General features: G+C 62.4%; 14 protein-coding genes. 6 read left to right on the top strand and 8 right to left on the bottom strand.

The annotated features are described in order from the left end of the window. The first annotated feature begins 51 nt into the window (after positions 1–51). From JYP50_RS17110 to JYP50_RS17095, 4 genes are all read left to right on the top strand, one after another. The gene (locus JYP50_RS17110; protein ID WP_241263260.1) at positions 52–705 is read left to right on the top strand and encodes a Crp/Fnr family transcriptional regulator; all 654 of its coding nucleotides are present in this window, start codon (positions 52–54) and stop codon (positions 703–705) included. Positions 706–794: 89 nt separating this feature from the next. Continuing rightward, positions 795–1,421 (top strand): nitroreductase family protein, encoded by a 627-nt coding sequence (locus JYP50_RS17105; protein WP_206561777.1) that lies wholly within the window; start codon positions 795–797, stop codon positions 1,419–1,421. Position 1,422: 1 nt separating this feature from the next. Beyond that, positions 1,423–1,863 (top strand): DMT family transporter, encoded by a 441-nt coding sequence (locus JYP50_RS17100; protein ID WP_347136838.1) that lies wholly within the window; start codon positions 1,423–1,425, stop codon positions 1,861–1,863. A gap of 48 nt (positions 1,864–1,911) precedes the next feature. Beyond that, a complete protein-coding gene (locus JYP50_RS17095) occupies positions 1,912–2,637 on the top strand; it encodes a GNAT family N-acetyltransferase (RefSeq protein ID WP_206561776.1) in 726 nt (241 codons plus the stop codon). A gap of 10 nt (positions 2,638–2,647) precedes the next feature. On the opposite strand, the gene JYP50_RS17090 is transcribed toward JYP50_RS17095, so the two are convergent. Then, entirely contained in the window at positions 2,648–3,289 is a 642-nt protein-coding gene (locus tag JYP50_RS17090) for a PadR family transcriptional regulator (RefSeq protein ID WP_206561775.1), read from the bottom strand. 111 nt (positions 3,290–3,400) lie between these two features. Here JYP50_RS17090 and JYP50_RS17085 point away from each other — a divergent pair, with 111 nt between their 5' ends. Continuing rightward, complete coding sequence (locus JYP50_RS17085) at positions 3,401–4,810, top strand: M20/M25/M40 family metallo-hydrolase (protein WP_206561774.1); 1,410 nt, start codon at positions 3,401–3,403, stop codon at positions 4,808–4,810. Here the strand turns inward: JYP50_RS17085 and JYP50_RS17080 are convergent. The 3 genes from JYP50_RS17080 to JYP50_RS17070 all read right to left on the bottom strand — a co-directional run bounded on the left by JYP50_RS17080 (position 4,807) and on the right by JYP50_RS17070 (position 8,844). After that, complete coding sequence (locus JYP50_RS17080) at positions 4,807–6,393, bottom strand: phytoene desaturase family protein (RefSeq protein ID WP_206561773.1); 1,587 nt, start codon at positions 6,391–6,393, stop codon at positions 4,807–4,809. The genes JYP50_RS17085 and JYP50_RS17080 overlap by 4 nt on opposite strands. Positions 6,394–6,592: 199 nt before the next feature. Next, positions 6,593–7,402: a PEP-CTERM sorting domain-containing protein gene (locus JYP50_RS17075; RefSeq protein ID WP_206561772.1), complete on the bottom strand. Its 810-nt coding sequence runs from the start codon at positions 7,400–7,402 to the stop codon at positions 6,593–6,595. A 428-nt stretch (positions 7,403–7,830) separates the two neighbouring features. Further along, the gene (locus tag JYP50_RS17070; protein ID WP_206561771.1) at positions 7,831–8,844 is read right to left on the bottom strand and encodes an aldo/keto reductase; all 1,014 of its coding nucleotides are present in this window, start codon (positions 8,842–8,844) and stop codon (positions 7,831–7,833) included. A gap of 317 nt (positions 8,845–9,161) precedes the next feature. On the opposite strand from JYP50_RS17070, the gene JYP50_RS17065 reads away from it, so the two are divergent. Further along, complete coding sequence (locus JYP50_RS17065) at positions 9,162–10,445, top strand: MFS transporter (RefSeq protein ID WP_206561770.1); 1,284 nt, start codon at positions 9,162–9,164, stop codon at positions 10,443–10,445. 116 nt (positions 10,446–10,561) lie between these two features. Here the strand turns inward: JYP50_RS17065 and JYP50_RS17060 are convergent, their stop codons facing one another. The 4 genes from JYP50_RS17060 to JYP50_RS17045 all read right to left on the bottom strand — a co-directional run bounded on the left by JYP50_RS17060 (position 10,562) and on the right by JYP50_RS17045 (position 12,957). Beyond that, the gene (locus JYP50_RS17060) at positions 10,562–11,116 is read right to left on the bottom strand and encodes a GNAT family N-acetyltransferase (protein ID WP_206561769.1); all 555 of its coding nucleotides are present in this window, start codon (positions 11,114–11,116) and stop codon (positions 10,562–10,564) included. A gap of 122 nt (positions 11,117–11,238) precedes the next feature. Then, positions 11,239–11,976, bottom strand: a complete 738-nt coding sequence (locus JYP50_RS17055) for a CPBP family intramembrane glutamic endopeptidase (RefSeq protein ID WP_206561768.1) — start codon at positions 11,974–11,976, stop codon at positions 11,239–11,241. A gap of 93 nt (positions 11,977–12,069) precedes the next feature. After that, positions 12,070–12,486, bottom strand: a complete 417-nt coding sequence (locus JYP50_RS17050; protein ID WP_206561767.1) for a GNAT family acetyltransferase — start codon at positions 12,484–12,486, stop codon at positions 12,070–12,072. A 66-nt stretch (positions 12,487–12,552) separates the two neighbouring features. Then, positions 12,553–12,957, bottom strand: a complete 405-nt coding sequence (locus JYP50_RS17045; protein ID WP_206561766.1) for a DUF1801 domain-containing protein — start codon at positions 12,955–12,957, stop codon at positions 12,553–12,555. Positions 12,958–13,111 lie beyond the last annotated feature (154 nt).

Raw genomic sequence — 13,111 nt, 5'->3', positions numbered from 1 at the left:
GGGATCGGCCAGCCCCTGGGCCGGTGAGGCCACGAGCGGTATTGGAGTACTATGGGCGCGGGAACGCTCTTTCTTTCGAACATGCGCGAGTACGAAACGGTGACAAGCCCCGCGAAAAACGCTGCAACCGAGGCCTTTGCCAGCCTGCGCCACACCCTGGACAGCTACCACCCCCTAAGTGAGGCCACCTGGTCGGCCTTCCGCGAATGCTGCCGCTATCGGGAACTGGCCAGGCACGAAGTGCTCTACCCCCTCGGCGAGGTGCCGACGACCTACGCCTATGTGCACACCGGCGTGCTCCGGGTCTACGTCATCGACGAGAAAGGCACTGAATACAACAAGCATTTTTTCACCGAGGGCCGTTTTCCGGGCTCCATGACCGCCCTGCTGCGCAGGGAACCCTCGCGCTTTTGCATCGACGCACTCGAGGACTCCGCGATAGTCGAGATCGACCACGGGGGCTTTCGGCAACTGCTTGTTGAGCGCGAGGATCTCAAGCTGTTCCATATCCACTATCTGGAACGGCATTGGCTGTTGGACAAGGACGCCAGGGAGGTCTCCCTGGTGCAGGAAGATGCCGGCGCCCGCTACCGGCGCTTTCTCCGGGAGTACCCCGAGCTGGCCACGCGGCTGCCCCAGTACCACATTGCCTCCCACCTGGGGATCACGCCCACCCAGCTCAGCCGCATTCGCAAAAAAATGTGATCCATCAACCTATGTAAATGCCCTCCCCGCCGCCAGCCCCTAGACTGGCTCGCCAGTGAAACCGGTTGGCTACCTACAGGAGAGGAACCATGCAACTACTACCGGCAATGCAATGGCGCTACGCGGTGCGCCAGTTCAACGACGAACGCCTGGCGGAGCAGGACGTATACGACCTGATCGACGCCACCCGGCTGAGCGCCTCGGCCTTCGGCCTGCAACCCTACCGGCTGATCCGCGTGGATTCGCGGCAAACCCGCGAGCGCCTGCTGCCCCATGCCATGGGCCAGGACAAGGTCGTGCACTGCTCGCACCTGCTGGTGCTGGCGGCGGAAACGGCGCCAGGGGCAGCCAGCGTCGAGCGCTATATGCGGCAACTGAAGGCGGTGCGCGCGCTCGCCCCGCAAGCCCGCGCGGGCATGGCGGAACACGTTAACGGCGTGCTCGCGGAAATGAGCCTGGCCCAGCGCCTCGCCTGGGCCAGGGAGCAGGCCTTCATCGCCCTCGGCACCCTGCTGGCCGCCGCGGCGGTCATGGGGATCGACAGCTGCCCCATGACCGGATTTGACAGCGCGGGCTTTGATGCGGTGCTGAAACTGCCGGACCAGGGATTGACCGCCGTGGCCCTGTGCGCGCTGGGACGCCGCCACCCGCGGGACGCAACAGCTGAAATGGGCAAGGTACGCACGAGCTACGCCGACTTCCTGAAGGTGGTGTAGCGTGCTCGGTCTCGGGAGCCTGGCCCTGGCGGCGGGCGCGGCCATCGCCATACAGGCCAGTATGAATGCGCAATTGGGCGTGCAGTTGCGCAACTCACTGCTGGGTACCGCCGTGGCCTTCGCGGTTAGCTGCCTGGTGGCGGTGGCGGCGGTGCTGGCCTCCACCCGGGACTATCCTTCACTGGCGTCCCTGCGAGCCGTGCCCCCCTACCTCTGGTGCGGCGGCCTGCTCAGTACCTTCGGTGTGGGGCTCTTCTATTTCCTGATTCCCCGCATGGGCGTGGGGCCGATGATGTCCTTCGCCCTGACCGGCCAGATCCTGGTGGCCGTCGCCGCCAGCCACTACGGCTGGTTCGACCTGCCGGTCCGGACATTGAATGCCACCCGCGCCGTTGGCGTGGCGAGCCTGGGCCTGGGTATCCTATTGATCAACTGGAAGTGAGCGATGAATTCGAACTGGACAAACGACGGCCCGCAACCGGACCCGACAATGGATGCGTCACTGGACACGGCCAATATCGACAACCTGACCGCGCTGTGGCACGCCATGGGCGCCACGGCCCTCGACGACACCCTGCCCGGCCTGCACGCCTGCACCGGCTGGCCGCACCGCTTCTGGTTCGACTGGCGGCGGCCCCCACAACCGACAGTGCAGCTGCACGATGCCCTCGCGGCGCTGCCCCCGCGGGCGATGGTGCCGGTCTGGCGCGCCGACAAGGCAGGTTCAGCCCTGGAGCAAAGCCTGCGCCAACTGGGCTACACCGTCGCGCTGGAGCAGCGAGCCATGCACCTGCGCCAGTGGCCGGTATTTCCCGCCAGTTCCCTGGCCCTGCGCCCGGCCCTGTCGGATGACGAGTTGAACCGGTGGACGCAGCTGTGCAGCGAGGCCTTCGGCTACCCCATCGACAGCGGGGTCATGGCCCGGCTGGCCCGGGATGATCGCGCCAGCCTGTGGCTGGCCGAAGACAAGGGCGAGGCCGTCGCCACCGCCCTGCTGTTTCGCACCGGCGGGACCGTGGGGATGCACCAGGTCGGGGTTCCCGCGGCGCAGCGCGGCCGGGGAGTCGCCAGGGCGTTGATGCAGGCCCTGATGAATCAATGCCATGCGCGGGACACCGACAGCCTGGTGCTGCAGGCCTCCGCCGCCGGCGAGGGCCTGTACCGGCAACTGGGGTTCCAGCAGCGATTTTTGTTGCGCAGCTACCGGCGCCAATAGCGCCAGCAACCTAGGTGTCGCCGTGACGCTTGATCAGGGCCCGCAGCTGCCGCGCGGAATGCCGGTAGTGCCCCATGGCCCAGTCCGCCGCCGCATCCGCCGACGGCGGATCCGCCAGGTAGCTCTCCAGCTCATCCAGCCACGCCAACTGCGCCTTGCTGTGGTGCACCGCCAGGCGCGTGGCGAGGGAGGCCATGGGGGCGGTGTCCTCGAGCGCGACACCGGTGTTTTCAATACGCTCGATCTGCGCCAGCGCCTCGCGCGCGGTATCCAGCACCTCCCGACGCATGCCGGCAAGCCGCTCACCGACTGCCGTGGTATCGCGACAGTCGGTCAGGTAGAGCTTGAGCAGCGAGAGATACTCCATCTTTTGCGCGCCGCCGGGGCCGGCGAGCCAGGCCTTTAGCGCAGCCCTGCCCTCGGGCGTAATGCTGTACACCGTACGCTTTCTGCCGGCGCCGGCGACCCGGGCATGGGCCAGCCCCAAACGCGCCAGCTTTTTGGGCTCGTTGTACAACTGGCTGCGGGTGCGCGGGAGTATGTAGTTCAGCACGCTGCGCTCCATGAAGGCCACGAGTTCGTAGGTCGACCAGGGGCGCTTGGCCAGCAATCCCAGCAGGCTGTAGGCGGTGATATTGATCGACTCGTTCACGGTGTTGCTCAATCTGCGAAGGGGCGGACTTGATTATACCGTCTAATTTAGACTAACTTAGTCCAAATTAGACCAAACCTCCCCCATGTCATTGATCACTGGCCAAAAACCATGAAAAAACGCTTACTGCTGCCCCTTCTGGCGACCTGCCTGAGCTTCCCCTCGGTTTCCACCATGGCCGCCGAGCCTTCCGCCACGGTGCGCCATCTGGCCGAGGCAATCCGCATTCCCACGGTTAGCCACCAGGACCGCGAAAGTATCGACTACACACAGTTTCAGGACTTTCACCGCTTCCTGCGCGACACCTACCCGCTGGCCCATAGCCGCCTGCAGGTGGATACCATCGCCGGGTACAGCCTGTTATTCACCTGGCCGGGCAGCGATCCGAGCCTGAAGCCGGTGCTGTTCGACGCCCACTACGACGTGGTCCCGGTGGAACCCGGCACCGAGCAGGACTGGACCTACCCGGCCTTCGAGGGCCGCATTGCCGATGGCTACCTGTGGGGGCGCGGCGCACTGGACGACAAGGCCTCGGTGATCGCCACCCTGGAGGCCCTCGAGCAGTTGCTGGCCGGGGGCTACCAGCCGCAACGCACGTTGCTGTTCTCGTTTGGCCACGACGAGGAAATCGGCGGCGACGACGGCGCGCGCAATATCAGCGCGCACCTGAAAGCCAAACACGGCGAACTCGAATACATGGTGGCCGAGGGCGGCCTGGTGCTCATCGACAACCCGATGCTACCGGGCAAATCCATGGCGATGATCAACCTGGCGGAGAAAACCTATGTCACCCTGACCCTGTCGGTCAGCGGCGAGGGCGGGCACTCTTCCATGCCAGTGAAAGACAACGCCATCGTGCGCTTGTCACGGGCCACGGCCAAACTCCACGACAACCCCTTCGAGCCGCGCCTGATCAGCCCGATCAGCGACATGCTGGAAGTTCTCGGCGCGGAAACCGGCGGGTTCAAGGGCTTTGCGATGCGCAACCAGTGGTTGGCCAGCCCCTTGCTGCTGTCCGCCATGTCGGAGGATCGCGCCACCCAGGCAATGGTGCGCTCCACCACCGCGGTGACCATGTTCAACGCGGGCGTCAAAGAGAACGTAATCCCCCAGCGCGCCGAGGCCAAGGTAAACTTTCGCCTGCTGCCGGATACCACCGTGGAAGCCCTGATCACCTCGGTGCGCGAGTTGATCGACGACCCCGCCGTGGATATCGCGGCGGAGGCCTGGAAAACCAGCCCGCCGGTAGCGAGCATGGACACCGAGGCCTACCGCCACCTTCAGACGGCCATTAACAGCGTGTTGCCCGATGCGCTGGTGGTTCCCGGCATGCTCACCGCCACCACCGACACGCCCCACTACCGGGAACTGACGCCCAACATCTACCGCTTCCATCCCTTTACCGTACAGATGGGCGACGCCGGCACCATTCACGGCACCGACGAGCGCATCTCGCTGGACAGCGCCGATACGGCCAAGGACTTGTCGCTGGCGCTGATCCAGGCGGCGGGAACGCCTTAACGGCCCTGGACCCCGTCGCGCAATATCTCCCGCGCGGCATTATGCCCCGGCGCGCCGGTCACCCCGCCGCCGGGGTGGGTGCCGGCGCCGCACATGTAGAGCCCGGCTATGGGCGCGCGGTAGTCGCCGTGCCCCAGCACCGGCCGGGCGCTGAACATCTGGTCCAGGCTCAACTGGCCGTGCATGATATCGCCGCGGGTCAGGCCGAAGGTACGCTCCAGGTCCAGGGGGCTCAACACCTGCCGGCCGAGGATACTGGCGCGAAAGCCCGGCGCGAAACGTTCCACCTGGTCGATAACCGCATCGGCCGCCGCCTCGCGGTGCCGCTCCCAGTCGAGGTCGGGGTCGAACTGCTGGCAGAACAGGCTGGCCACGTGTTTACCCGGCGGCGCCAGGCTGTCGTCCAGGGTGGAGGGAATCAGCATTTCGATCAGCGGTTCCCGCGAGTAGCCCCGCTCGCGGGCGTCGCGGTAACAGCGGTCAAGATAGTCCAGGGTGGGGCCGATGACGATGCCGCCGGTGAGGTGATCGGCGCCGGCGCGCGCCTGCCTTTCCAGGCAGGTAAAACGCGGCAGCGTCTCCAGCGCCACGTTCATGCGCAGGGTGCCGGAGCCATTGCGATAGGACCGCATGCGGCGCGCGAAGTCCTCACTCAGGTGTTGCGGGTCGACCAGCTGGTTGTAGAGCAATGCCGGATTGACGTTGGCGACCACGGCCGCGGCGCGAATTTCCTCGCCGTCCTCCAACACCACGCCACAGGCCCTGCCCCCCTCCACCAATACCCGCGCCACCGGGGCGGCGGTGCGGATGTGCACGCCCCGGGCCCGGGCCGCGGCGGCCATGGCCTGGGTAATGGCGCCCATGCCGCCGACAGCGTGGCCCCACACCCCGGGCTTGCCGTTGACCTCGCCAAAGGCGTGGTGCAGCAGCACATAGGCGGTGCCGGGGGTCCGCGTGTCGGCGTAGTTTCCCACCAGGCCGTCGAAGGCGAATGCCCCCTTCACGTGGTCATTCTCGAAGTACAGCTCGAGAAAATCCGCGACGCTCTTGCTGAACACATCCATCACGATACGCTGGTCTTCCAGGCTCAGCTTGCGCAGGCGGTTGGCGAATCCGGCCATGCGCAGTAGATCGCGCAGGCCGCCGCCGGCATTGGGCGGCGTCTGTAGCAGGAAGTCGCGGATCAACCCGGCCGCCATGCCCACATCGCGCTGGAAACGGGCCAGGGCGCGGGCATCGCGCTCGGAGAAACGCGCGATCTCCGCTCGCAGCGCGTCCTCGCCGCGGGGAAAGCACAGAAAATCACCGTGCTCGTTGGGCCAGACGTTGTTGACCCGGCGCTCGATTATCTCCAGCCCGTGGGTGTGCAGGTCGAGGTCACGGATGATTTTCGGGTTCAGCAAACTGACGGTGTAGGCCGCCACGGAATTGCGAAATCCCGGGTGGAATTCCTCGGTGACCGCGGCGCCGCCAACCACATGGCGGCGCTCCAGTACCCGTACGCGCTTGCCGGCGCCGGCCAGGTAGGCGGCGCAAACCAGTCCGTTGTGGCCGCCGCCGATGACAATGATATCTGTACTCATGTGCCCAGTTTACTGCGCGACGCGGCTGTGCGGCAGGGGTGTGCGCCGCCTGACTCTCTCCAGTTCGCAAACGCTTTCCCGCAGCAACGGCCACGGCGGCTGATTCCGGTGTTCGCCTACACTGCTCGCGCCGCCCATCGTCACACGCGAAAACCCCGGTTGGGACCGGGGCTCAATGTGCGGCCACCACACTACTGGTTCAACGCACTCGTTTTCTTCTGGAATAGGCCAGGCCGAACAGGCTTAGACAAAGCAGTGGCAGTGTCGAGGGCTCGGAAACTGGTATCGGGTCATCCGAGCCCGGGGTGCCGGGCACACCCGCCACATCGAAAATAAAATTATCGAAACCAATACCGCCCGGGTCATTGTTAAAGATTGAAACGCCGGCAACGGACTGCAGGCCGTCATCAGTGACAAAGCCATAGGGCTGGAAAATATCCGAGGAAAGACTGAATATGATCTCGTCCAGCAGCGACCCATCCCGGGCCCAGAATTGCGCTGTCGCTGTACCCCCGTTGCCTCCCACGACGTCAAAACCGAACTCCGATTGGTCAAAATCAAAGAGGATGGCAATCGATCCTTCTCCAACTGCATCTGCATCCGGATAGCCAAGCGGGCCACTGCCTGCAATCGCCGTATTCCCGACATCGCCAGCACCGCCATCAACCGCCGTCACGTTAACGCTAGCACTGCCCGCGACCAGGGTAAGCGGACCAGTCGGCGCCCCGCTCAACACATCAAAATTACCACTTGGGGTAACAGTCTGGCCGGCGAAGGACTCGCCAAAAGACGTATTGCCAGACTCGAAGATATTGTTGAATGTAACCTGCTGGTTGTTGCCCAGGCCCAGGTCTTCGAAGTCCGCTCCGGCCACGCCACTCAAATCGGAGTAATTGACCTGCAGCAACCCGGCATGGGCGTTCTGTATTGCAAACAGACCGCCGACCAGAACACCTGCCAACGCTCTCAAACCGCTATTTACAGAAGTGAACTTTGCATGCTTATACATTGTTACAACTCCTTTTGATTTATAAAAACAGTTCTGAACCACAGGGTGTCTTATGTTGACTACGCATAAACAGCATGTTTTATGCCAAAAACATAAGCTACTGTTTCAGGAGAGGTTTTCAAAAAAGCATAAAAGATGATGGCAGAAGCTGTAAAAAATTCTGACAATCCGAAACGGATTCAAGGGCAACGCAACCGATACAGCCGCGGAATCGCAAACTTGCCCCCGAACCCACCGCGACCTGTGATTCGCGACGCGAGTTTCAGGCCTTAAAGCCCCAATAGCCGGTGCCGCTGTGCCAGTAACTCTTGCGGGGAATGGGCAAGCTCGTAATCCCCCGGATCAATATGAACCCGTTCCGGGCTCGCCCTCGAGTCCCGCATCGGGTGCGCCTCTTCCGGCGGCACCGGCACAGCGCCAGTCGCCCCTCAGCCGCGCTCCGGGGTATCGCCGAACAGCAGGGACCGCGCCGCCTCGGGATAGCGGGTACCCTGCACCTCAAAGTTGGCCAGGGTGGCTTCCAGCCGCTCCAGATCGGAGCCGTCCAGGGCCACCTCGGTGGCCTCGGCATTTTCCCGCAGGCGCCGCAGGCTGCGCGTGCCCGGGATCGGCACCACGTCCTGCCCACGGGCCAGCAACCAGGCCAGCGCCAGCTGGGCACTGCTGCAGCCCTTGTCCGCGGCCAGCGCCTCCACCGCCGTTACCAGCTCCAGATTGAGATGGAAGTTCTCCTCGGCAAAGCGCGGGTTGTGCAGGCGCCAGTCGCTCTCCTCCAGGTCGCCGCGTCGGCGAATGGCGCCGGTCAAGAAGCCCCGCCCCAGCGGGCTGTAGGCCACAAAACCAATGCCCAACTCGCGGCACACCGGCAGGACTTCGTCTTCCACGTCCCGGGACCACAGGGAGTATTCGCTCTGCAGCGCGGTGATGGGGTGCTCGGCATGGGCGCGCCGCAACGTCCGGGCGCTGGCCTCCGACAAGCCGAGGTATTTCACCTTGCCCGCCTTGACCAGCTCGGCCATGGCGCCGACGGTATCCTCGATAGGCACCTCCGGATCCACTCGGTGCTGGTAGTACAGATCGATACAGTCGACGCCGAGCCGCTCGAGGCTGGCGTCGCAGCAGTCCTTTACGTACTCCGGCCTGCCGCACACGCCGAGAAACTCGCCCCTGGCGTTGCGCCGGTTGCCGAACTTGGTGGCCAGCTGCACCTGCTCCCGCGCCCGTGGATGGTCATTGAAGAAGCGTCCGAGCAGTTGTTCGTTGGTCCACGGGCCGTACATGTCGGCGGTGTCCCAAAAGGTCAGGCCCGCGTCCAGCGCCGCGGCCAGTACCTTGAGGTTGCCAGCCTCCTCGCTGGCGCCGTAGAAATCCGACATTCCCATACAGCCCAGGCCGATGGCCGAGACCTCGAGCCCTTGTGTTCCCAGTGTTCTGCGTAGCATCGGGTTACCCTCCCCGGTTGAATCGCGAAAGCCGCCGCCAGCGGCCTGTTGCTTCACAGTATGGCGCTTGCCGCAGTGCAGCGGTATGCGGATACTCCGCGATACCTTGCGATTCCTGCAAAAGTCACAGGGTGCCGCGCCCCGCTCTCACGCACGGTCCCCAATGATGCCTATACTGATGGGCACCACCGTCGACAATATCGCATTGGCGATGGCGCTCAACTGTGGAGCCCCCGGTGTCAACACCACGCCCAAGCCGGGCGCCACCACGCGCTAGGCGCCGCTGGCGCACCGGTTGAATATACGGGAGGTGCACCGTGCCTGAACCCAGTGGGCGCGCGCGGGAAATCTGGGCCTGGGCCTGCTACGACCTCGCCAACTCCGGCTACACCACCGTGGTGTTGACCACCATATACAGCGCCTACTTCGTGGCGGTGGTGGCCGGAGCGCTGCCGGGCGGTGTCGGGACCCTGTTGTGGACCGTGGCGGTGGCCATCGCCAATGGCTGCGTATTGATCAGCGCGCCGGTCGTTGGCGCCGTGGCGGATCATCTGGCCTGCAAAAAGTGCTTCCTGCTGATATCCACCATCGCCTGCGTATTGTCCACCGCGGCCCTGGCGGTGGTCGGTCCGGGCCAGGTCTTGCCCGCGATGTTGCTGGTGACGCTCTCCGCCATCGCCTTTGCCAGCGGCGAAAACCTGATCGCCGCCTTTCTACCTGAAATCGCCACCCGCGACCGAATGGGCCGCGTGTCGGGTTACGGCTGGGGCCTGGGCTACGTCGGCGGCCTGCTCACCCTCGGCGCCTGCCTCGGCTATATCGCCTGGGCCCGCGGCCGGGGGTATGACGCGCCCCACTACGTTCCCGTTACCCTGCTGCTAACGGCCACCGTGTTCGCCCTTGCCGCTGCGCCCACCTTCATCTGGCTGCGCGAGCGGGCCCGTCCCAGGCACTTGCCCGGCCGTGCCGCCTATATACGGATTGGCTTGCAGCGTGTACGGGACACCCTGGCACATGCCGCCCGGTTGCCCGACCTGTTCCGCTTCCTCGGTTGCCTGGTGCTGTTCCAGTCCGGCGTTGCCACCGTGGTGGTCATCGCGGCCATCTACGCGCAGCAAGTGATGGGCTTCGACAGCCAGCAACTGATCGTATTGGTGATGGTGGTCAACCTGACCGCCGCGATCGGCGCCTTCGGCTTCGGCTTTGCCCAGGACCGCTTTGGCTCCGTGCCGAGCCTGGCCGTCGCCTTATTGGTCTGGGTTGCCGCGATCGGCGTGACCTGGTTCGCCCGTACCCCGGCCGAGGTCTGGCTGGCTGGCAACCTCATGGGCCTGGCCATGGGCGCGACCCAGGCCGGCGGGCGCGCACTGATAGGCCGGTTTACCCCCGAGAGCCGCAGCGCCGAATTTTTCGGCCTGTGGGGCCTGGCCAACCGGACCGCGGCCATTATCGGCCCCCTCAGCTACGGCGCTATCAGCGGCCTCAGCGGCGGCAACCACCGGCTCGCCCTGCTCTCCACCCTGTGCTTTTTCGTGGCGGGCCTGATCTTACTGTTCAGCGTAAACGAAGCCCGGGGCGAGGCCGCCGCCGGTGGCCGTTAAAACGCTATTGTGGGCGTTATGCGACGTGGCCCGTCTTTACACACGGTACCCACGGTGCCGCGGAAAGCAAACCGGGCAGACCTGGCAGCCCTTTGCCCGGGGGCTAGCGCGCTTTGCTAGGCGCGCCGCGCGCCCCATTGCTTGCGGCTAATCTTGTACAATACATGCTCACACAATGCGCTGTCCGCCGGTACGGCAGGGTGTGAGAAATTGCGACTGGTATTGTCCATACCCAGACGCCGCATCACCGACTCAGATCGTTTATTCAACGCCGCTGTAAATGCCACAACCTCGTCCAGGCCCAACTGGACAAAGGCATATTCCAATGACCTGCACGCGGCTTCTGTTGCGTAACCCCTCCCCCAGTACTCCCGCCCAAGGCGCCAACCGATCTCGACGCAAGGCGTAAAAGGCAGGGCAATTTTCGGCTGATTCAAACCGACAAAACCCACAAAACGTCCCGAGTCTTTCTCTTCCACCGCCCAAAAGCCCCAGCCATTCTCACTGATTCGCCTCTGGATCTCCCCGGCCAGTTCGTCACTTTCTCCCCGGGACAGAATGCTTGGAAAAAACGCCATGACCTCGGGATCTGAATTAAGCCTGTAGAATGGCACGAAATCCTCCTGCTTCCATTCTCTCAGAATCAATCTAGCGGTATTCAGGTTATTCATGGTCGTTAGCGCACCTGCAAGCCAGTGCATATCGGTAAAAATTCGTTAAACAGGCACATGACGAAGCGGTGCCGAAGCACATCGTTCTAAATGTCACCTGGAAGCTTTGACCCGCGCCCTTGCTACCCCAAAACAGCATACGCGCCGATATGGGCAAGGGCATGGGCGAAGATTGCAGCTTCAAGGTTCGCTTTCCAATATAACACCCCGGCGATAAGTCCGAACAGGCCATTCCAAAGAAGCACGTATGCAACCACCGGCACTGTAAGAACCCCGCCAAACGCGACGATGGCCGGCAGATGCCCGGCAGCAAACGCCAACGCGCTCGCCACAATGGCAATAACAATGGGAGTGTTGCGCCCCTCGAAACCGAAATGGCCCATTGACTTCCAGGCTAACCAGGCCAACAGACTCATCAACCCGAAGCGGATCAAAATCTCCTCGGTGATTCCGCCGTATAGAACCCTGGTGGCGATTGGAATCTCGGGGGCGTGCGCCTGCAACTCGACGAGCTCATGGGGAGAGAAATTTGCGGCCCCGATGAGCACACCGGCTCCCGCGACGCCACCCAAAGTCCCGGCCGCGAATACACTACCCGGGCCGCGCAACAGAGGGAAAGACCGAGCGATAATCGAACCCAGCCCAAGCCTGGGGCCGAGTGTGACACCAGAAAATACAGCCAAAGCCAGTAACGCGCCCGATTGGAGTACCGAGATTGCAATCAACGCTGGAATGGGAAGCGGGAGATCCTGGCCTTCAAGCAGTCCAGGGACAGTGGTAATCGCCAGTGAAAGAACGCCTGTCATGCCCAGCAGCCAGACCAACAACGCGGGCATCAGCTTTGGTTTATCCAAATCCATGGAGTATATCAGCCCCAGTCAAAGCCAAAATACACAGACCGATGATCGACAATGGAAGAAGCCATGTAGCCCGGCCCTGACAATACGCCATCGTCAATCCTGCTCGAGACGTTTTCCCAAACCAACAACATTGTCATTGCGGTAACCCATAGCGGCGTAAAAAGCGATAACGGACTCATTGCCTGCACGAACTTGTAAATTGATTTTAGGACAGCCTTTTTGTTTGAGAAGCCCTTCAACCGCGCGCATCATGCGTTGGCCATATCCCTTGCGCTGCGCTGACGGCTTTACCGCCAAATAGTTGACCCAGCCTCGATGACCTTCATACCCACCCATTACCGTTGCCACAATCGAGCCCTCATCGACGCCGACGAGAAACAGATCGGGGTCAACTTTGAGCTTGCGCTCAATATCCCTTGACGGATCGTTCTGCGGTACGACAAGGCCACACCCAGCCCACAGAGAAATAACTGAATCCTTGTCGCTTACTTCGTATGCCCGAATTTTCATAGGATTGTCAACGGAATTGGCGTGTGATGGTTGATTGCCCCGGCTCTTGCCATGCGTTGCTATTGCCTAGGCCCCCAGGAGGGGTAGGTGCTTAAGTTTATGGTAGGTAAGTGCTAGCTTGATGCAGTGCTTTAGCTCCTTTTTATGAAGCTTGTCGTTGACGCCAAAGACCATGGCCCGATTGCCCTCGAAACGAAATTTGTCTCCGTATAGCTCTTTAAACGTATCCACCAGTTTCGTATTACAATTGAAATAAACGGCATATTGGTCCGGAAACTTTTCTTTCCAGTCACACCTGATAGCGCTTCCCCCCTTGACGAGATAGCTTGGCTCACCCCATTTCAATGCTTCTTCAACCTCACCAAGACCGTTCTTTTTGGCTTCCGCCAATATTATACCTCTGATCGATTCAAGCCTGGCTCTTATAGGCTCGGGGTAGCTGTTAAACTTTTCTTTAACTTCTCGTTTCATCACGCTGAAATCGCCAATGGTTTTGAGTCACTCTTTGGAGTGGTTCAATGGATGTGACCAGCCCAGTTAAGGGACAATACCCTCAACTGGAGACTGTACTACATGAAGTCGAGAAAGAAATATTCGAAGGAATTCAAGCTGGACGCGATCAGCC

This window comes from Parahaliea mediterranea (assembly GCF_017255185.1).
Taxonomy (GTDB): Bacteria; Pseudomonadota; Gammaproteobacteria; order Pseudomonadales; family Halieaceae; genus JAFKCZ01.
The sequence above is the reverse complement of the archived record's forward strand: the minus strand, read 5'-3'. Positions and strand labels throughout refer to the sequence as shown.

Bases quoted from the DNA above. Each gene is read 5' to 3' on its own strand.
- JYP50_RS17110 (WP_241263260.1), top strand. From the start codon at position 52: ATGGGCGCGGGAACGCTCTTTCTTTCGAACATGCGCGAGTACGAAACG.
- JYP50_RS17070 (WP_206561771.1), bottom strand. From the start codon at position 8,844: ATGCTACGCAGAACACTGGGAACACAAGGGCTCGAGGTCTCGGCCATC.
- JYP50_RS17105 (WP_206561777.1), top strand. From the start codon at position 795: ATGCAACTACTACCGGCAATGCAATGGCGCTACGCGGTGCGCCAGTTC.
- JYP50_RS17045 (WP_206561766.1), bottom strand. From the start codon at position 12,957: ATGAAACGAGAAGTTAAAGAAAAGTTTAACAGCTACCCCGAGCCTATA.
- JYP50_RS17080 (WP_206561773.1), bottom strand. From the start codon at position 6,393: ATGAGTACAGATATCATTGTCATCGGCGGCGGCCACAACGGACTGGTT.
- JYP50_RS17060 (WP_206561769.1), bottom strand. From the start codon at position 11,116: ATGAATAACCTGAATACCGCTAGATTGATTCTGAGAGAATGGAAGCAG.
- JYP50_RS17095 (WP_206561776.1), top strand. From the start codon at position 1,912: ATGGATGCGTCACTGGACACGGCCAATATCGACAACCTGACCGCGCTG.
- JYP50_RS17050 (WP_206561767.1), bottom strand. From the start codon at position 12,486: ATGAAAATTCGGGCATACGAAGTAAGCGACAAGGATTCAGTTATTTCT.
- JYP50_RS17055 (WP_206561768.1), bottom strand. From the start codon at position 11,976: ATGGATTTGGATAAACCAAAGCTGATGCCCGCGTTGTTGGTCTGGCTG.
- JYP50_RS17075 (WP_206561772.1), bottom strand. From the start codon at position 7,402: ATGTATAAGCATGCAAAGTTCACTTCTGTAAATAGCGGTTTGAGAGCG.
- JYP50_RS17085 (WP_206561774.1), top strand. From the start codon at position 3,401: ATGAAAAAACGCTTACTGCTGCCCCTTCTGGCGACCTGCCTGAGCTTC.